Raw genomic sequence first — 17573 nt, 5'->3', positions numbered from 1 at the left:
CGACAGGGTCGCGGGCATCATGTTCCGATGACCCCTGCCCCCCTCCCCACCCTCGCGCTGCGCGGCGCGGACATCCCCCTCCTCGGACTCGGCACCTGGCAGTCGGAGGGCGACGACGCCCGCCGCGCCGTCCGCGACGCCCTCGAGCTCGGCTACCGGCATGTGGACACCGCCACCGGCTACGGCAACGAGTCGCTCGTCGGGCGTGGCCTGGCCGACTCCGGTGTCCCCCGGGACGAGGTGTTCCTCACCACCAAGCTCCCCCCGGACGCCGCGGGCCGGGAGCGCGAGACGCTGGAGCGCTCGCTCGCGGACCTCGGCGTCGACCACGTGGACCTGTGGCTGGTGCACTGGCCGCCGGCGGGGGCGGCTACCCCCTCGACGTGGAAGCAGTTCATCGCGTTGCGTGACGAGGGCCTGACCCGCGCGATCGGGGTGTCCAACTACTCGCTGGCCCAGATCGACGAGCTGGTGGCCGCCACCGGCGAGGCGCCCGCGATCAACCAGATCCCGTGGAGCCCCGGCGACCACGACCCGGACCTGGTGGCGGGCCACGCCGAGCGCGGTGTGGCGCTCGAGGGGTACAGCCCGTTCAAGCGCACCGACCTGGCCGACCCGAGCCTCGTCGAGATCGCCGCCGCACACGGGGTGACGCCCCGTCAGGTGGTGCTGCGCTGGCACCTCGAGCACCAGGTGGTGGTGATCCCGAAGTCCGTCAACCGGGATCGGATCGCCGCGAACCTCGAGGTCACGGGCTTCTCGCTGACGTCTGACGAGGTCGCGCGGATCGACGCGCTCGGTCGCGCGGCAGAGGCCGCGTCCGGCGCCTGACGATGCTGGCGAGCCGGGCGCGACTCATCGCGGGAGTGGGCGCGGCGTTGGCCATCGTGGCCATCGGCGTGGCCGTCTTCGCGTTGCAGAGCGCCCGGACGAGCCCTGTGGGCGACGTCGCCCTCGTGGCCCCCGAGGCGGTGGTGGTGCTCGACTCCGAGCGGGGGCTGGTCGCGGCCGGCGCCCGGCTCGACGCCGCCGCGCTCGCCCATGGCGTCCGGCAGGCGCGGGTCCACCTCCAGGCGGCCGCGGCGACCGCCGACGCGGTGGCTCAGACCGCCACGCAGCCCTCCGCGGACCAGCCGAGCGACGGGCCCGACGCCGACGCCGTCGATGCCGCCGGGGCCCAGCTCACCGCTTCCGTCGCGGGCCTCGACACCGCTGTGGCCCGGCTCGAGGGCCTGGTCGCGGTGGCGGTCAGCGGTGGGGCCGCCATCGTGCGGGATGCGACAGCCGCCGTGAGCGGCGCAGCGCTGATCACTGCCGGCATGGAGGCGGAGTCGGCCCGCGCGGCGCTCGAGGCGGCGCATCGGGGATGGCTGGCGGCCCTCGACGCGCAGGCGGCGGAGCAGGCCCGCCTGGCCGAGGAGGCTCGCGCGAGCGCCGCTGACCCGGCCCCCGGCGCGGACGGGCGACCGACGGACTCCGCGGGCGACATCCTGTGGGTCACCTCGGTCCCCACGGCGGAGGGCGACGGCTCGAACGGCCACCTGCCGATGTCGGTGATGTGCCACATCCCCTGGGGGACCGATCAGCTCGGCTACGCCCAGTACCTGCGGTGCGACGCCGCCGACGCGCTGACCGGGCTCAACGACGCCTTCCGCGCCGCGTTCGGCGAGTCCATCGCCATGGACCTCACGTACCGCTCCTATGCGGACCAGGTCGCGATGAAGGCCGCGTTCGGCGCCCTGGCGGCGCGCCCGGGGACGTCCAGCCACGGCCTGGGCACCGCGCTGGATGTGCAGGAGTGGCCGGACGTGTACGGCTTCGGCACCGAGCGGTACGCCTGGCTGGTGGAGAACGGCCCCGCGCACGGCTGGCATGCCCCGGCGCGGGTCCGCGAGGACGGCCCCCACCCCGAGTACTGGCACTTCGAGTACGCGCCCTGAGCCCGCTAGGCGGACTCACCCGCGCTCGGCACCCGGGCAGATGCGGCGTCCCGCTGACCGGGGTGGCATGGTGAGGGCGGACGCGTCCCCTGGTCGGCAGCGGAGCCGACGGCGCGTCCAGCGTGACTGCTCAGGAGGCACATCCGCATGACGGTGACCGATTCGTCGTCCACGCTCGCAGGGCGCTCCCCCCTCGCGACGGCTCATGCCCAGCTCTCGTCGGCCATCGAGATCCTGGGGTACGACGAGGGGCTGCACGCGATGCTCGCGACCCCCCGCCGGGAGATCACAGTGGCGATCCCGCTGCGCCGTGACGACGGCCGGACGGAGCTGTTCACGGGCTACCGCGTGCAGCACAACATCACGCGGGGGCCGGGCAAGGGCGGGCTGCGGTACGCGCCGGGCGTCGACCCGGACGAGGTGCGCGCGCTCGCGATGTGGATGACGTGGAAGTGCGCTGTCGTCGACCTGCCCTACGGCGGGGCCAAGGGCGGGGTGACGATCGACCCCCGGCAGTACTCGCAGGCCGAGTTGGAGCGGGTCACCCGCCGCTACACCAGCGAGATCATGCCGATGATCGGCCCCGAGCGGGACATCATGGCGCCCGACATCGGCACCGACGAGCAGACGATGGCGTGGGTGATGGACACCTACTCGGTCAACAAGGGGTACACGATCCCCGCCGTGACGACGGGCAAGCCGGTGGCCATGGGCGGCTCCCTGGGGCGGGCCACCGCCACGTCGCGCGGTGTGGTGCACTCGGCGCGCGCGGCGCTGGCCGACGCCGGCGTCGACCTGCGGGACGTGAGCATCGCGGTGCAGGGCTTCGGCAAGGTGGGCTCGCACGCGACCCGGTTCTTCGCCGACGCGGGCGCCCGCGTCATCGCCGTCTCCGACCAGTACGGCGGGGTGCAGGCCGCCGACGGGCTGGACGTCGCGGCGCTGACCGCCCACGTGACCGCCACCGGCTCCGTGGTGGGCTTCGCCGGCGGCGACCCGATCGACAACGACGCGCTGCTGGCCCTCGACGTGGACGTGCTGGTGCCGGCGGCCGTGGAGGGCGTGCTGGACGAGGTCACCGCCCAGACCGTGAAGGCCCGCTGGGTGGTCGAGGGCGCCAACGGCCCCACCACCGGCGCCGGGGACCAGGTCCTCGCCGATCGCGGCATCGTGGTGGTGCCCGACATCCTCGCCAACGCGGGCGGCGTGGTCGTGTCCTACTTCGAGTGGGTGCAGGCGAACCAGACGTACTGGTGGACGGAGGCGGAGATCGAGGAGCGGCTCGAGCAGCGCATGCTGGCCTCCTACGCGAACGTCGCGCAGGTGGCGCGCGCCGAGGGGCTGAGCCTGCGTGACGCGGCCCTGACCATCGGGGTGCGGCGCGTCGCCGAGGCGCACCAGATCCGCGGGCTGTACCCCTGACGTCCACCCGGGCCCGCGCCGACGGGAAGCAAGCGCCTCCCGTCGGCGTTGGCCCGGTGTGACCCAGCCCAACCCCGCGCCCAGCCAGCCCAGTCAGCCCAGCTCTTCTGCCGTCCGCCCGCCCCTGTCGGTGCTGGACCTCGCCCCCGTCAGCGCCGGCTCCACCAGCCGCGACGCGCTGCTCGACTCCACCACGCTGGCCCGCCGCGCGGACGACCTCGGCTACCTGCGCTTCTGGGTGGCTGAGCACCACTCGATGCCCGCGGTCGCCTCCACCAGCCCCGCCGTGCTCATCAGCCACCTCGCCAGCGCCACCCGCAGGGTGCGCGTCGGCTCCGGCGGGGTGATGCTGCCGAACCACCCGTCGCTGGTGGTCGCCGAGCAGTTCGCGATGTTGGAGGCGCTCCACCCGGGCCGGATCGACCTGGGCATCGGGCGGGCGCCCGGCGCGGACCCGATGACCGCGGCGGCGCTGCGGCGCACTGTCGAGGGGCTCGGCGCCGAGGACTTCCCCCGGGAGCTGATCGACCTGCTCGGGCTGCTCGACCACCCCGCAGGACGGCGCTCCTCAGCGGCGCGGCGCCTCATCGCCACCCCGGCCCAGGAGTCCACCCCGCAGGTGTGGCTGCTGGGGTCGAGCCTGTTCAGCGCGCAGCTCGCCGGTGAGCTGGGCTTGCCGTTCAGCTATGCGAGCCACTTCTCGACGGGGCGCACCCAGGAGGCCGCGGCCGCTTACAGGGCCGCGTTCCGCCCGTCGGAGGTCCTGGACCAGCCGCATCTGATGGTCTCGGCGTCGGTCATCATCGCCGACACCGAGGAGGAGGCCGCCCACCTGGCCGGGCCGAGCCGGGTCATGGCGTTGAGCCTGCGCACCGGGCGGCTGGGGCCCGTGGTCTCGCCGCAGGACGCACAGGAGCTGCTGGCCGCGCTGGACCCACAAGCCGCCCAGGACTTCTTCGCCCAGTCCCCCGGCACCCAGGTCGCCACGACCGCAGAGCGCGCGGTGGCCGAGCTGGAGGCGCTCGTCAGCCGCACGGGCGCCGACGAGCTGCTCGTCACCAGCACCACCCACGACGTGGCCACCCGGGTGCGCACGCTCGAGGCCTTGGCGGACGGGTGGGGCCTGCTGCCCGACCCGGCCGCCTGAGACGGCTCCTCAGGCCTCGCGCGGCTGCCGGTCGGCCCACTCGGCCAGGGTCACGCGGGGCCCGGTGTAGAACGGGACCTCCTCGCGCACATGCCGTCGCGCCTGCGTGGCGCGCAGCTCGCGCATGAGGTCCACGATGCGGTGCAGCTCGTCGGCCTCGAACGCGAGGATCCACTCGTAGTCGCCCAGGGCGAACGCGGCGAGCGTGTTGGCGCGCACGTCTGCGTAGTCCTTGGCGGCGCGGCCGTGCTCGACGAGCATCGCGCGGCGCTCCGCGTCGGGCAGCACGTACCACTCGTAGGACCGCACGAACGGGTACACGCACAGGTAGTCGCGCGCGGGCTCGCCGGCGAGGAACGCGGGGATGTGGCCGCGGTTGAACTCGGCGGGCCGGTGCAGGGCGGCGACCGACCACACGGGCGCCACGTGGCGGCCGAGCGCGCTGGCCCGCAGCCGCTCATAGGCGCCCTGGACGGCCTCGATCGAGTCGCCGTGGAACCAGACCATGAGGTCGGCGTCGGCACGCAGGCCGGCGACGTCGTACCAGCCGCGGATGACGAGGTCGCCGGGCGCCGTGCCGTCCCCTGTGATGGCCGACTCCGTCTCGCGCACCAGTTGCGCGCGCTCCCGGTCGTCCTCGGGCAGCGCCTCCTCGAGTGCGAAGACCGAGAACATCGCGTAGCGGATCTCGGCGTTGACCGACTCGGCGACCTCGGCGGAGTGGCCGCCCTCGGGGGCTCCTGCGTGTGCCGTGCTCATGCGTGCTGCGCTCCTGTCGTCGAGTCCACCAACGGGTCCTGGACCGGGTCCGATCCGCATGCGGCGGGGATCTTGCTGTCCTCGCCGGCGCGCATGCGGCAGCACCCGGGCCGGCACACATCCGGCCAGGCGCCGAGGCTACCCGCGACGGCCCGCTCGACGTCCTCGCCGCGCTCCGCCGCCGCGCGCTCGAGCACCAGGTCCACGATGCCCTCGACGAACGGGCGGCGCGTCGACACCGTGCCGGCGCGCTCCGCGACGACGCCCAGCTCGCGGGCGGTGGCCAGCGCCTCGGTGTCGAGGTCGAACGCGACCTCCATGTGGTCGGAGACGAAGCCGATCGGCGACAGCACGACGGCGCGCATGCCCGCGGCGGCCCGCTCGCTCAGCAGGTCGTTCACGTCGGGCTCGAGCCACGGCTGGCTGGGCGGGCCCGACCGCGAGCAGTACGCGAGCGTCCACTCGACGTCGGCGTCGAGGCGCTCGCCGACCTGCGCGGCGACGAGCCCCGCGACGTCGAGGTGCTGCGCGCGGTAACTGGGGGCCTGCGCGCCGGACCCCTCCTCCATCGCGTCCGGCACCGAGTGGGTGACGAACACCAGCGGGGCATTGCGGGCGAGCGTCGCGACGTCATCGCCGGTGCGCTCCGCGAGCCGCTCATACGCCTCGACCACGGCGTCGGCGTTGGCCTGCACGAAGCCCGGGTGGTTGAAGTAGTGGCGCAGCTTGTCGACGACGATCCCGGCGCTGCCGTCGTCGCCGGTGGGGGTGGTCGCGCCCATCTCCACGAGGGTCGCCGCGAGGTTCTCCCGGTACTGGCGGCACCCCGAGTACGAGCCGTAGGCGCTGGTGACGATGGCCAGCACGCGCTGGGCGCCGCCCTCGCGCAGCCCGGTGAGCGCGTCGATCGTGTACGGCTCCCAGTTCCGGTTGCCCCAGGCCACCGGCAAGTCCAGGCCACGGCGCTCGAGCTCGGCGCGCAGCGCGTCGACCAGCGCCAGGTTCTGCTCGTTGATGGGGCTGCGGCCGCCGAACTGGGCGTAGTGCTGGCCCACGACGGCCAGCCGCTCGTCGGGGATGTCTTTGCCGCGCGTGACGTTCCGCAGGAAGGGCAGCACGTCCTCGGGGGCGTTCGGGCCGCCGAAGGAGTACAGCATCAGGGCGTCGTACGGCGCGGCGGAACTGGGGTGCGCAGTCGTCGAGTCCACCTGTGCATCATGGCGCCGGAGCCTGCGGCGCCCGCCTCCAGATGCCCCGGGGGCCTGCGTGATGTTGTCGAGACAGGACGTCAGATCAGGCCGCCCAGGGACGTGCGCGACAGTGTGATCCCCCGCTGCGGCGGGCTGCCCCGGATGCGCGGGCCCATGACTGCTCCTACCGTCGAGGAGTGGGTCGAGACGACGATCGAGGGAGCGCGGACCGGTGCACAGGATCGACCCCGGGTCGCTGGTCGGGTGCGTGCTCGGCCGCCGCTACCGCGTTGACGGCCCCCTCGGCCACGGGGGGATGGGCACAGTCTTCCGCGGCACTGACAGCCGCTTGACCCGGTCGGTGGCCATCAAGGTCTTCTCACTCGACGGCGTCGCGCCGCGCGAGATCCGCCGTTACGCGGATGAGGCCCGCATGCTCGGCAGCCTCGCGCACCCTGGCCTCGTGGCCCTGCTCGACGTCGGCGCGGACCTCGGCCCGGCGCGTGAGCCGCTCGCGTTCCTGGTCATGGAACTCGTGGAGGGCCGCACGCTGCGCGACCACATCGACGCCGGGCCGATGCCGCCCGCGGAGGTCGCCGACGTGGGCCGCCAGCTCGCCGAGGCGCTCGGGCACGCGCATGCGCTGGGCGTGGTGCACCGCGACCTCAAGCCGGCCAACGTGCTCGTCGCCCGGGACGCCGTGCTCAGCGGCGATGCGGAGGCGCCGCTGACCTCCACGAAGCTGGCCGACTTCGGCATCGCCCAGTCGATGGACGGCGCGACCACGCCGGGCGCCGAGGGCGGCCCCACGTTCGGCACGGCCAGCTATCTCAGCCCCGAGCAGGCGCTCGGGCGGCCGCTCGGCCCGCAGTCCGACGTCTACTCACTCGGCTTGGTGCTGCTCGAGTGCCTCACCGGCCGCCGCGCGTACCCCGGCGAGGCGCTGGCCAGCTCGCTCGCGCGCCTGCTCGACGCCCCCGAGGTGCCGGACACGTTCGGCCCCGCCTGGGCCGGGCTGCTGCGGTCGATGACGGCCGCGACCCCCGAGGAGCGCCCGACCACCGACCAGGTCGCCGAGCAGCTCCGCCGGCTGCGCCGCCCCGCGATCTGGGACCGCGTGGCGGCGCGACTCGGCTGACGACGGCCGTCGGGCCGGTGGCTCAGGCGTGCGCCGGGGCCAGCGCCGCGAGCTCGCCCGCGATCTGCGACGCCCACGCGGCCACGGCGTCGAGGTCGCGGTGGTCCCCCTCCCGGGCGCGGGCGCCCGAGATGAGTGCCCGCTCGGCGAACGTGAGCTCGCTGCGGATCAACCGGCCGGCGAAGCTGCGGTGCGCGCGGGCGCCCAGTGCCTCGCGCATCTGGGTCACCTCGTGGGGGGAGTTGGCTGACGCGGCAGGCTGCGTGGCCAGCCCCGAGGACATCAGCCACACGGGCCGCGTCGCGAGGTCCTGCGCGCAGCGCTCGGCGAGCGCGCGGGCGGCCGGGAGCCAGTGCGCCGTGTAGACCGCGGACCCGAGCACCACCGCGTCGTAGTCGCGCACGTCCGCCACCTGCTCCGGGTCGAGCTCGTCCACAGCGTGGCCTGCCTCGGTGAGCACTCGCGCCACCACCGACCCGATCTCACGCGTGGCCCCATGCCTGGACGCCACCGTCACCAAGATCCTCATCGCGTGCACCTCCTGCTCGTCTGTGCCCTGCCCCCGCAGCCCGGCTCTGCAGAACATCGTCCGTCCCGACCTGCCTCGACACGTGGGCCGGAGGTCCCTGCGCCTGCGAGGAGGGCGCCGGCGGGCCTCCCCGCGGCGCCGTCCCCCAGCGCCACGGCGGGCAGGCGGGACTGGGAGGAAAGGGGCATGCTGAAGAGGCCCGGACTGCGCGTCCGGGCGCGTGCCTCCCCCCGGCCGGACCGACCGGCGGACTGTCGTCCGGGAGCCCAGATGAGCACTCGACCCGCCGCCCTGCTGGGGGCGGCCCTCGCCATCGTGTTGCTGCTCGCCTCCTGTGTGAGCGGCTTGGACTCCTCACGGCGCACCGCCCTGCCGACGGTGCTGGGCGACGTCGGCAGCCGTCCGGAGATCCGCTTCCCCGCGTCCGCGCCGCCGCGGGAGTTCACCACGGAGGTGGTGGAGCCGGGCGACGGGGGCGCCGTGGAGCCGGGCGGCCTGGTGTTGGTGCACTACCTGGCGCAGGTGTGGGATGGCGCCGAGCTCGACAGCTCCTATGACGGCGGCGCGCCGCTCGTGGCGTCGCTTCCGGGGCTGCCGCCGGGCTGGGGCGAGGCGTTGTCGGGGTTGCGCGTCGGCGCCCGGGTGCTGTTGTCGGTGCCGCCGGAGGTCGGTTACACCGCCCCGGGGGACGCCGCCCGGCATGCCGAGTCCCCCGACGAGACGGTGGTGCTGGTGGTGGACGTCGTCGGCTCCTACGGCAGGACGTCGGGCGGCCAGCCGGACGCGTGGCCCAACCCGGTCGCGGCCGGCACGGTGGCCCCGCGGGTGACGGGCGCGCTGGGCGGCCCGGCGAGCGTCACCGTGCCGCCTGGCTCGGCTCCCCCCACCGAGGTCGTCACGACGGTGCTCGCGCGGGGCACCGGCCCGTCGGTGTCGCCGGGGCCGGTGATCGCGCAGTACGCGGCGGTGGACTGGAACGGGGCCAGCGCCGGGAACTCCTGGGAGTCGGGGGCTCCGGAGCAGTTCCTGGTGTCGCCCGCCGATCGCGCGTTCGCCGGCCTGGCGGGGGTCCCGCTGGGGAGCCGGGTGCTGGTCCAGCTCCCCGGCGACGGCGGCGGCAACCCGGCTGTGGCGATCGTGATGGACCTGGTGGGCCAGCCGTAGCGCTGTCGATATCGATGTTGACAACGATATGCAAAACGATTCACCCCTGGTGTCCAACTGGCGTGCACGCAAGGCTGCACGGCGATCGCCTGACCTCAACGAGGAGGACTCCCCGCCATGACACCGACCCGCACCACACCCCGGGCGCCACGTGTGGCAGCCGCCGTGGCCACCGCGGCGCTCCTGATCGGCACCGCCTTCGCCCTGCCCTCCGTCGCGGCCACCACGCTCAAGTCGCTGGCCGACGCGAAGGGCAAGGACATCGGGTTCGCCCTGGACCCCAACCGGCTGAGCGAGTCGCAGTACAAGGCCATCGCCGACGCGGAGTTCAACCTCGTCGTCGCCGAGAACGCGATGAAGTGGGACGCCACCGAGTCCAGCCAGGGCAACTTCACCTTCAGCGCCGCCGACCAGGTCGCGAACTACGCGCAGACCACGGGCAAGGAGCTGTACGGCCACACCCTCGTCTGGCACTCCCAACTGCCGGGCTGGGTGTCCAACCTGGGCACCGCCGCGCAGCTCACGAGCGCGATGAACAACCACATCACCACCGTCGCCAGCCGTTACCAGGGCAAGGTCACCTCCTGGGACGTCGTCAACGAGGCCTTCAACGACGACGGATCGCGCCGGCAGTCCGTGTTCCAGCAGAAGCTCGGCGACGGCTACATCGAGACCGCGTTCCGCACCGCCCGCGCGGCGGACCCGGCCGCGAAGCTCTGCATCAACGACTACTCGACGGATGGCGTCAACTCCAAGAGCACAGCGATCTACAACCTGGTGCGCGACTTCAAGGCCCGCGGGGTGCCGATCGACTGCGTCGGGTTCCAGGCCCACCTGATCGTCGGCCAGGTGCCGTCCACGATGCAGCAGAACCTGCAGCGCTTCGCCGACTTGGGCGTCGACGTGCGCATCACCGAGCTCGACATCCGCATGTCGACGCCGTCCGACTCCTCGAAGCTCGCCGCGCAGGCCGCCGACTACTCGCGCGTCTTCCAGATCTGCGGGGCGGTGAGCCGCTGCCAGGGCGTGACGCTGTGGGGCATCACCGACAAGTACTCGTGGATCCCCGACGTGTTCCCCGGCGAGGGCGCCGCGCTCGTCTGGGACAACAACTACAACGCCAAGCCCGCGTACAACGCGATCGCCACGGCGCTGGGCGGGACCACGGGGACGCCCACACCGACCGTCACGCCCACGGTGACGCCCACCGTCACGCCGACGTCCACCCCGACCACCCCGCCCACGACCCCGCCCACCGGGACCGGATCGTGCCGCGTGGCCTACTCGGTGAACCAGTGGAACACCGGCTTCACCGGCAACGTGACGGTGACCAACACCTCGAGCACACCGGTCAACGGCTGGACGCTGGCGTGGTCCTTCTCGGGCGGCCAGACGATCTCGCAGGCGTGGAGCTCGGTGACCACGCAGTCGGGCTCACAGGTGACCGCTAAGAACGCCGCCTGGAACGCGTCGATCCCGGCGAACGGCAGCGCGCAGTTCGGCTTCAATGCCTCGCACACCGGGTCGAACCCGGCTCCGAGCGCCTTCACGCTCAACGGGGCGACCTGCACCGTCGCCTGAGCCCGCCCGGTCCCGCCCGGCGCCCCGTCACCACCGGGCGCCGGGCGGGACCTCGCGTGTGGGGCGACCCGCGCCCGGCGCACGGCCGCGCGTCGTACGCTGTGCCGATGCAGAACGGGGAAGGTCGCACCACCTACGTCCTAGTCGACGGCGAGAACATCGACGCCACCCTCGGCTCGTCGATCCTCAACGGCCGGCCCACCCCGGAGCAGCGCCCCCGCTGGGAGCGGATCCTCGACTTCGCCGAGCGCGCCTGGGGCAACCCGGTGAAGGGCCTGTTCTTCCTCAACGCCTCCAACGGCACGATGCCGATGTCCTTCGTGCAGGCCCTCGTCGCGATCGGCTTCCAGCCGATCCCCCTGGCCGGGGAGTCGTACGAGAAGGTCGTCGACATCGGCATCAAGCGCACCCTGACGGCGCTGGCCGACCGCGACGGCGACGTGCTGCTCGCGTCGCATGACGGCGACTTCATCCCCGAGGTCGACGACCTGCTCGGCGGCGACCGCCGGGTCGGGCTGCTCGCCTTCCGCGAGTTCACCAACGCCGGGCTCGCGCAGCTCCAGGACCGCGGCCTCCAGGTGTTCGACCTGGAGACGGACGTCAAGGCGTTCAACGTGCAGCTGCCGCGCCTGCGGATCATCCCGCTCGACGAGTTCGACCCGCTGCGCTACCTCTGACGTCCCGGCGCGCGTCGTGCGGCCCACCCCTGGGCCGTCACGACGCGCGCGCGGGCCGTCACGACGCGCGTCCGGCTGTCACGACGTGAATGCGGCGGCGATGAACGCGTCCATCTGGTCGATGACCTGCGGGCCGGCGTCGGTGGTGAAGATCGCGACGCCGTGCGCGCCGCCGGGCAGCTCGACGTAGGTGGCCGGGTCGTCGGCGCGGGCCACCTGCCGTGACTCGGACGCCCGGATCGAGCCGTCGGTCTCGCTGGCGATCACCAGCAGCGGCCCGGTGTAGGCGCTGTTGGCCGACGTCGCGTCGACGCCCTCGACCTCGACCCCGGGGCTCAGCGCGATCACGCCGGCCGGTGCGGGCTCGAGGTCGTCGGCGAGGCCGGCGACGAATCCGGCGCCCTTCGAGGAGCCCACCAGGACGACGTCCTCGGCGCCCTCGCCGCGGAGCACGTCGACGGCCGCCTCGACGGCCAGGGCCCCGTCCTCGCTCCACGCGAACGACGCGACGCGGTAGCCCTCCCCCGCGTACCGCGCGAGCTCGTCGGCCCACTGGCAGTAGTCGGCGCCGGACTGGGGCGCGAAGACGATCCCCTGGGGGCCGTCTCCGAGCAGGACGATGATGGCGGGGTCGTCCTCCGTGCCGGCGACGACGGCCCGGGCGCCCTCGGGGGCGCAGTCGGGGGTGTCGATCGCGCGCGGGCCGGCGGTGGTCGCGGCGGGCGCGGAGCCCTCGGCGGCGGGCTCGGCCGTCGTGTCGCAGGCCGACACGGCGAGGAGGAGTGGGAGCGCTACCACACTGAGCGCGAGGGGCCGGGTTCGCATCGAGAGGGACATAGCGGATTCCTACTGGTCGCAGGCCCGCCGACGCCAGGGTGTTCACCCATTCGGCGGCGATGCCGCCATCCACGGGGTTGCCGTCTTGGCCCTGCTTGTCCCGACCGCGCGGCGCCGCCATGCTCACTGGCATGACGGCGGCGACGGCCCTCCTGCGCGGGGTCAATGTGGGCGGACGGCGCAAGGTCCCCATGGCGGACCTGCGCGCCGTCCTCGAGCAGCTCGGCCACGGCGACATCGCCACCCACCTGAACAGCGGGAACGCCGTCTTCGTCGTCAGCGAGGGCACGGGGGCGTTCGACCCGGCGACGGTGTCCGCCGCCATCGCCACAGGCCTGCGCGAGCGGCTGTCCCTCGACGTGGACGTGGTGGTGCGCACCTCGGCGCAGATCGACGCCGTGATCGCCGCCAACCCCTTCGACGACGAGGCCCGGGCCGATCCCGGCCACGTCCTGGTCGTCTTCTACGCCGACCCGGTGCGAGATCCCATGCTCGACGCGAGCCGCCACGGCGCGGAGCGAGTCGTGTGGGACGGCGCGCACGCCTACGCGCACTACCCCGACGGCATCGGCCGCTCCCGGTTGACGCCCGACGTGCTCGACCGCGCCGCGGGGCAGCCCGGCACTGGCCGGAACTGGCGCACGGTGCTCGCCGTCCAGGAGCTGCTGCGCGCGCGTGCCTGAGCGCCGCCCGGGCTAAGTTGGCGACATGGCCACCGTGTTCTCGCAGATCATCTCCGGGGCGATCCCGGGCCGCTTCGTGTGGGCCGACGACGTCGCCGTCGCCTTCACCACCATCGCGCCCATCACCGACGGGCACACGCTCGTGGTCCCGCGCGAGGAGATCGTCCAGATCACCGACGCGCCCGCCGACGTCCTCGCGCACCTGGTGCGGGTCGCCCAGCTCATCGGCAAGGCGCAGCAGGAGGCGTGGGACGCCCCGCGCGTCGCGCTGCTGACCGCCGGCTTCGAAGTGCCGCACCTGCACCTGCACGTGCTCCCGGCGTGGGACGAGCAGAGCCTGACGTTCGCCAACGCGCGCCACGACGTGCCCGCCGCAGAGCTCGACGCCGCCGCGGAGAGGGTCCGGGAGACGCTGCGCGGGCAGGGCCAGGGCGAGCACGTCCCGGCCACGCTCGGCTCCCCGGGCTGAGCCCGGCCCCGAGGTCCCCGGGCTCAGCTACTCGCGGAGCTCGGCCAGGTCGGCGAGCCGCAGCACCCGGGCGTCCGCCGCGACGACCCGATCGGCCTCGGCGAGCAGCGACGCGGGGGTGTCGGCGCCGGCGCGCATGAACCGCCCGGAGAGCACGTCGAGCTCGCCGGCGCCGAGCGCCTGCACCAACTCGACGACCGCCTCCACGGGCGTCCACTCCGTGCGGTCGTCATGCGTGGGCATCGAGGCGGTCATGTCCGTGCGGACCACGCCGGGCGCCAGGTCGAAGACGCGCAGGCCGGCGTCGCGGTACTGCGCGTCGAGCAGCCGGGTGAGCCGGGCGACGGCGCCCTTGCTGATGGCGTACCCGGTGTAGGCCTGCATCGGGCGGTGCCCGGCGCCGGAGTTCAGGTTGACCACGCGCCCGGCGCCGCGGGCCAGCATGCCGGGCAGCACCGCATGGGTGACGAGCAGCGGGCCGCGGACGTTCGCCTCGATGACCCGCCACATGTCGGCGGGGTCGTCCTGCGCGAACGGGAGCTCGGCGGACTCGACCACCCCGGCGTTGTTGACCAGCAGGCCCAGGCCGCCGCGCGGCGCGAAGGCATCGAGCACCTCGGCGACGGCGGCGTGGGCGGCGTCCGGGTCCACCAGGTCGGCGACGGCGACGGGCGCGTCCACGCCGAGCGCGACGCACTCCTCCGCGACCGCGTCCAACCGCGAGCGCGTGCGGCCCACGAGGCCGACCGACCATCCCGCCGAGGCGAGCCCGAGCGCGATGGCGCGCCCGATCCCCCGACCGGCGCCGGTGACGAGTGCTGTCTGCGGTGTGTCAGCCATGGGCCCATGGTCTCCCATGGCGTGCGGCGACGCGTCGCCCGGCGCCCGCTCGCGCACTGTCCTCGCGGCTGAGAGTTTGGAGGCACGCGTCGCCGAACGGAGGTCGCTTGGTGGTCTCTGCCAGCCCCGGGCCGCCCTTGCGGGTGCGGTTGCCGAACATGAACCCCGGGGTGCTGCGCTTCCTGACGACGGAGGCCGGCAGCGCGGTGTTCCTGCTCGCCGCGACCCTCGTCGCGCTGGCGTGGGCCAACTCGCCGTGGTCGGCGTCCTACGAGGCGCTGTGGTCCACGCCCGCAGGGCTGTCCATCGGCGGCGCGGAGTTCGAGCTGGACCTGCACCACTGGGTGAACGACGCCGCGATGGCTGTCTTCTTCCTGGTGGTGGGCCTGGAGATCCACCGCGAGGTCACCAGCGGGGAACTGCGGGACAAGCGCACGGTGGCGGTGCCCGCGCTGGGCGCGCTCGGCGGCATGGCCGTCCCGGCGCTGCTGTACCTGGCGTTCACGGCGGGCACCGAGGCCGCGCACGGGTGGGGGATCGTGATGTCCACCGACACCGCGTTCCTGCTGGGCATCCTCGCGTTGTTCGGCCCGGCGTGCCCCGACCGGCTGCGGCTGTTCCTGCTGACCCTGGCCATCGTGGACGACATCGGCGCGATCACGGTGATGGCGGTCTTCTACACCGACACGATCGACGTGTGGGCCCTGGCGGCGTCGGCGGTGGTGCTGGTGGGCATCCTCGCCCTGCGCTGGCTGAACGTGTGGCGGCTGGCCCCGTACGTCGTGGCGGGCGTGCTGCTGTGGTGCGCGGTCTTGGCCGCCGGCGTGCACCCGACCCTCGCGGGCGTGCTGCTGGGGCTGCTCATCCCAGTGCGCCCCTCGGCGCGCGAGCACGTCGACGTCGTCGCACGGTACGCGGACCATCTCGCGGCGGAGACCACCGCCGACCGCGAGCACCTGACCGAGTTGGCCGCCCGCGCCGCGGTGCCCGCCGGCGAGCGGCTGCAACGCAGCCTGCACCCGTGGAGCGCCTACGTGGTGGTCCCCCTGTTCGCCCTCGCGAACGCCGGAGTCCCCCTCGACGCCGAGGCGCTCCGCGCGGCCATGACCTCGCCTGTGACGCTGGGCGTCGTCGTGGCGCTGGTGGTCGGTGACGCGGTCGGCATCTTCGGGGCGTCCACGCTGGCGATCCGCCTGGGGCTCGGCGAGCTGCCCGGCCGGGTCCGGTACGGCCACCTGCTGGGCGGGGCGATGCTGGCGGGCATCGGGTTCACCATCGCGTTGTTCATCACCGAGCTGGCCTTCGACGACGACGCGCTGCGCGAGCAGGCCAAGATCGGCGTGCTCGCAGGGTCGCTGCTGGCGGCGGTGCTCGGCACCGTGGTGCTGCGGCAGCTGGGGCAGCGCCTGCCGCTGTGCTCGCCCGAGTCCGATGAGCCTCCGCCGCTGCCCCCGACCCCGTGGCGCAACGCGTGAGCGGGCTGCGGGCACGGGCGCTCGCGTTCCTGCGGGCCTTCTCGCCGATCGGCCTGGCGGGCGCCCTGGTGCTCTTCGCCGCGACGCTCGGCCCCTCGCTCATCCCCCGCCCGCCCGTGTTCCAGGGCGCCGCCGCGGGGATCTGCGCGGCCATCGGGTACGGCTGCGGCGTCGCCGTCGCCTGGGCGGCCCGTGGGATCGGCGTGCGCGCGCCACGCTCCCCGCGCTGGCGCCGGGCCGGGTGGTGGGCGCTCGCACTGGCCGCCGCGGTGCTCGTCCCCCTGGCGCTCGCCGAGAGCGCGTCCTGGCAGCGCGAGGTCCGCGACCTGTTCGGCATGTCGCAGCCCACGTCCGCGCACTCGTTCCAGGTGCTCGGGCTCGCGGTGCTGGTCGCGCTCGTCCTGGTGCTGATCGCCCGGGGCTTGCGCGCGGTGGCCCGGGTGCTGGGCCGGCTGCTCGGCCGCTGGGCGCCGCCCGTGCTGAGCCGCGCGATCGCCGCGGTGCTCATCGCGGTGCTGACGGTGCTGGCCATCGACGGCGCGCTGTCGCACTGGCTCATCGGCGGGCTGCGCGCGACGTACGCGCGGGTGGACAGGACCACCGAGCCGGGCGTCGAGCAGCCGACGCAGCCGGAGCGCAGCGGGTCGCCCGGGTCGGGGGTGTCGTGGGACTCCCTGGGCCAGCAGGGCCGCACGTTCGTGTCCGGCGGGCCGGGCGTCGACGACCTCCAGGTCTTCGCGCAGCGCACCGGCCTGCCACTGGCGGTGCGGGAGCCCGTCCGGGTGTACGCGGGCCTGGACGCCGGCGAGACGCTGACAGAGGTCGCGGCGCAGGTCGTCGCCGAGCTGGATCGCACGGGGGCCTGGGATCGGGAGGTGCTCGTGGTGGCCACGACCACCGGCACCGGCTGGGTCGACCCGTCGATGTCGGAGGCGTTGGAGTTGAGCTGGGGCGGCAACACGGCCATCGCCGCGATGCAGTACTCGTTCGTCCCCAGCTGGGTCAGCTTCGTCTCCGACCGGTCGACGCCGCCCGCCGCGGGCAAGGCCCTGTTCGAGGCGGTGCACGCGGCCTGGTCGGACCGCCCCGAGGGCGACCGGCCGCTGCTGCTGGTCTTCGGGGAGTCCCTCGGCAGCTACGGCGGCCAGGGAGCCTTCTCCGGCCTGCAGGACCTGCGCGCCCGCACCGACGGCGCGCTGTGGGTCGGCACGCCGAGCTTCACCGAGGAGTGGGCGTACCTCACCGACCACCGCGACCCGGGCTCGCCGGAGATCAGCCCCGTGGTCGACGGCGGGCGGGCGGTCCGGTGGGGCACGGACGTGGCGTCCGTGGCGAACATCTGGGAGCTGCCCGGGCCCTGGGAGGAGCCCCGGGTGCTGTACGTGCAGCACGCGTCCGACGGCGTGGTGTGGTGGTCCCCGGACCTGCTGCTGCACCAGCCCGACTGGCTGCGCGAGCCCCGCGGGCCGGATGTGCTGCCCAGCGTGCGCTGGTTCCCCGTGGCGACGTTCTTCGACGTGACGATCGACCTGTTCCTGGCGCAGGACGTGCCGGACGGCCACGGCCACCGCTACCGGCTCGCGTACTCCGGCGCCTGGCCGGCCATCGCTCCCCCGCCCGGGTGGACCGATGAGGACACCGCGCTGCTCCGCGAGGAGATGGCCCGCTCAAGCGTCGACCCGGCGGGCAGCAACGCCTCGGGCGCCGGGTGAGCGGACCGGC

Annotated in this window: 17 protein-coding genes; 12 read left to right on the top strand and 5 right to left on the bottom strand. The window is 74.1% G+C overall.

Annotated features, from left to right (window positions below; genetic code table 11):
• Nucleotides 1–27 precede the first annotated feature (27 nt).
• From QUV83_RS07720 to QUV83_RS07705, 4 genes are all read left to right on the top strand, one after another.
• Nucleotides 28–831 carry an aldo/keto reductase gene (locus tag QUV83_RS07720; RefSeq protein ID WP_289563620.1) on the top strand — a complete coding sequence of 268 codons (804 nt, stop codon included), beginning with the start codon at nucleotides 28–30 and terminating at the stop codon, nucleotides 829–831.
• Between the two features lie 2 nt (nucleotides 832–833).
• On the top strand, nucleotides 834–1940 hold the full coding sequence (locus QUV83_RS07715) for a M15 family metallopeptidase (protein ID WP_289563618.1): 1107 nt from the start codon (nucleotides 834–836) through the stop codon (nucleotides 1938–1940).
• Between the two features lie 147 nt (nucleotides 1941–2087).
• Nucleotides 2088–3362 (top strand): Glu/Leu/Phe/Val family dehydrogenase, encoded by a 1275-nt coding sequence (locus QUV83_RS07710; RefSeq protein WP_289563617.1) that lies wholly within the window; start codon nucleotides 2088–2090, stop codon nucleotides 3360–3362.
• Nucleotides 3363–3420: 58 nt separating this feature from the next.
• Entirely contained in the window at nucleotides 3421–4509 is a 1089-nt protein-coding gene (locus tag QUV83_RS07705; protein WP_289563616.1) for an LLM class flavin-dependent oxidoreductase, read from the top strand.
• Nucleotides 4510–4518: 9 nt separating this feature from the next.
• Here the strand turns inward: QUV83_RS07705 and hemQ are convergent, their stop codons facing one another.
• Both hemQ and QUV83_RS07695 read right to left on the bottom strand, forming a co-directional pair.
• Nucleotides 4519–5268: a hydrogen peroxide-dependent heme synthase gene (hemQ, locus tag QUV83_RS07700; RefSeq protein WP_289563615.1), complete on the bottom strand. Its 750-nt coding sequence runs from the start codon at nucleotides 5266–5268 to the stop codon at nucleotides 4519–4521.
• Complete coding sequence (locus QUV83_RS07695; protein ID WP_289563735.1) at nucleotides 5265–6425, bottom strand: ferrochelatase; 1161 nt, start codon at nucleotides 6423–6425, stop codon at nucleotides 5265–5267. The genes hemQ and QUV83_RS07695 overlap by 4 nt, the downstream gene beginning before the upstream one ends.
• A gap of 265 nt (nucleotides 6426–6690) precedes the next feature.
• On the opposite strand from QUV83_RS07695, the gene QUV83_RS07690 reads away from it, so the two are divergent.
• A complete protein-coding gene (locus QUV83_RS07690; protein ID WP_289563614.1) occupies nucleotides 6691–7596 on the top strand; it encodes a serine/threonine-protein kinase in 906 nt (301 codons plus the stop codon).
• Between the two features lie 22 nt (nucleotides 7597–7618).
• On the opposite strand, the gene QUV83_RS07685 is transcribed toward QUV83_RS07690, so the two are convergent.
• Entirely contained in the window at nucleotides 7619–8125 is a 507-nt protein-coding gene (locus tag QUV83_RS07685) for a flavodoxin domain-containing protein (RefSeq protein WP_289563612.1), read from the bottom strand.
• A 270-nt stretch (nucleotides 8126–8395) separates the two neighbouring features.
• On the opposite strand from QUV83_RS07685, the gene QUV83_RS07680 reads away from it, so the two are divergent.
• The 3 genes from QUV83_RS07680 to QUV83_RS07670 all read left to right on the top strand — a co-directional run bounded on the left by QUV83_RS07680 (nucleotide 8396) and on the right by QUV83_RS07670 (nucleotide 11547).
• Nucleotides 8396–9289 (top strand): FKBP-type peptidyl-prolyl cis-trans isomerase, encoded by an 894-nt coding sequence (locus QUV83_RS07680; RefSeq protein WP_289563610.1) that lies wholly within the window; start codon nucleotides 8396–8398, stop codon nucleotides 9287–9289.
• Between the two features lie 117 nt (nucleotides 9290–9406).
• Entirely contained in the window at nucleotides 9407–10870 is a 1464-nt protein-coding gene (locus QUV83_RS07675; protein WP_289563608.1) for an endo-1,4-beta-xylanase, read from the top strand.
• 107 nt (nucleotides 10871–10977) lie between these two features.
• Nucleotides 10978–11547 (top strand): NYN domain-containing protein, encoded by a 570-nt coding sequence (locus tag QUV83_RS07670; protein ID WP_289563606.1) that lies wholly within the window; start codon nucleotides 10978–10980, stop codon nucleotides 11545–11547.
• Nucleotides 11548–11625: 78 nt separating this feature from the next.
• Here QUV83_RS07670 and QUV83_RS07665 read toward each other — a convergent pair whose 3' ends face one another.
• A complete protein-coding gene (locus QUV83_RS07665) occupies nucleotides 11626–12384 on the bottom strand; it encodes an alpha/beta hydrolase (protein ID WP_289563605.1) in 759 nt (252 codons plus the stop codon).
• 131 nt (nucleotides 12385–12515) lie between these two features.
• Here QUV83_RS07665 and QUV83_RS07660 point away from each other — a divergent pair, with 131 nt between their 5' ends.
• Both QUV83_RS07660 and QUV83_RS07655 read left to right on the top strand, forming a co-directional pair.
• Nucleotides 12516–13067, top strand: a complete 552-nt coding sequence (locus QUV83_RS07660; RefSeq protein ID WP_289563603.1) for a DUF1697 domain-containing protein — start codon at nucleotides 12516–12518, stop codon at nucleotides 13065–13067.
• Nucleotides 13068–13092: 25 nt separating this feature from the next.
• The gene (locus QUV83_RS07655) at nucleotides 13093–13536 is read left to right on the top strand and encodes an HIT family protein (RefSeq protein WP_289563602.1); all 444 of its coding nucleotides are present in this window, start codon (nucleotides 13093–13095) and stop codon (nucleotides 13534–13536) included.
• A 27-nt stretch (nucleotides 13537–13563) separates the two neighbouring features.
• Here the strand turns inward: QUV83_RS07655 and QUV83_RS07650 are convergent, their stop codons facing one another.
• Nucleotides 13564–14376 (bottom strand): SDR family NAD(P)-dependent oxidoreductase, encoded by an 813-nt coding sequence (locus tag QUV83_RS07650; protein ID WP_289563601.1) that lies wholly within the window; start codon nucleotides 14374–14376, stop codon nucleotides 13564–13566.
• A 110-nt stretch (nucleotides 14377–14486) separates the two neighbouring features.
• Here QUV83_RS07650 and nhaA point away from each other — a divergent pair, with 110 nt between their 5' ends.
• Nucleotides 14487–15851, top strand: a complete 1365-nt coding sequence (gene nhaA, locus QUV83_RS07645) for a Na+/H+ antiporter NhaA (protein ID WP_289563600.1) — start codon at nucleotides 14487–14489, stop codon at nucleotides 15849–15851.
• A complete protein-coding gene (locus tag QUV83_RS07640) occupies nucleotides 15848–17563 on the top strand; it encodes an alpha/beta hydrolase (RefSeq protein WP_289563599.1) in 1716 nt (571 codons plus the stop codon). The genes nhaA and QUV83_RS07640 overlap by 4 nt, the downstream gene beginning before the upstream one ends.
• Nucleotides 17564–17573: the final 10 nt, after the last annotated feature.

Origin of the sequence: Cellulomonas cellasea, from assembly GCF_030372105.1 — a bacterium.
Lineage (GTDB): Bacteria > Actinomycetota > Actinomycetes > Actinomycetales > Cellulomonadaceae > Cellulomonas_A > Cellulomonas_A cellasea_A.
Note: the sequence above shows the minus strand (reverse complement) of the source record. Positions and strands in the feature narration are given on the sequence as shown.

Coding starts and splice junctions, on each gene's coding strand:
- QUV83_RS07720 (WP_289563620.1), top strand. CDS start 28: ATGACCCCTGCCCCCCTCCCCACCCTCGCGCTGCGCGGCGCGGACATC.
- QUV83_RS07715 (WP_289563618.1), top strand. CDS start 834: ATGCTGGCGAGCCGGGCGCGACTCATCGCGGGAGTGGGCGCGGCGTTG.
- QUV83_RS07710 (WP_289563617.1), top strand. CDS start 2,088: ATGACGGTGACCGATTCGTCGTCCACGCTCGCAGGGCGCTCCCCCCTC.
- hemQ (WP_289563615.1), bottom strand. CDS start 5,268: ATGAGCACGGCACACGCAGGAGCCCCCGAGGGCGGCCACTCCGCCGAG.
- QUV83_RS07695 (WP_289563735.1), bottom strand. CDS start 6,425: ATGCTGTACTCCTTCGGCGGCCCGAACGCCCCCGAGGACGTGCTGCCC.
- QUV83_RS07685 (WP_289563612.1), bottom strand. CDS start 8,125: ATGAGGATCTTGGTGACGGTGGCGTCCAGGCATGGGGCCACGCGTGAG.
- QUV83_RS07680 (WP_289563610.1), top strand. CDS start 8,396: ATGAGCACTCGACCCGCCGCCCTGCTGGGGGCGGCCCTCGCCATCGTG.
- QUV83_RS07675 (WP_289563608.1), top strand. CDS start 9,407: ATGACACCGACCCGCACCACACCCCGGGCGCCACGTGTGGCAGCCGCC.
- QUV83_RS07670 (WP_289563606.1), top strand. CDS start 10,978: ATGCAGAACGGGGAAGGTCGCACCACCTACGTCCTAGTCGACGGCGAG.
- QUV83_RS07665 (WP_289563605.1), bottom strand. CDS start 12,384: ATGTCCCTCTCGATGCGAACCCGGCCCCTCGCGCTCAGTGTGGTAGCG.
- QUV83_RS07660 (WP_289563603.1), top strand. CDS start 12,516: ATGACGGCGGCGACGGCCCTCCTGCGCGGGGTCAATGTGGGCGGACGG.
- QUV83_RS07655 (WP_289563602.1), top strand. CDS start 13,093: ATGGCCACCGTGTTCTCGCAGATCATCTCCGGGGCGATCCCGGGCCGC.
- QUV83_RS07650 (WP_289563601.1), bottom strand. CDS start 14,376: ATGGCTGACACACCGCAGACAGCACTCGTCACCGGCGCCGGTCGGGGG.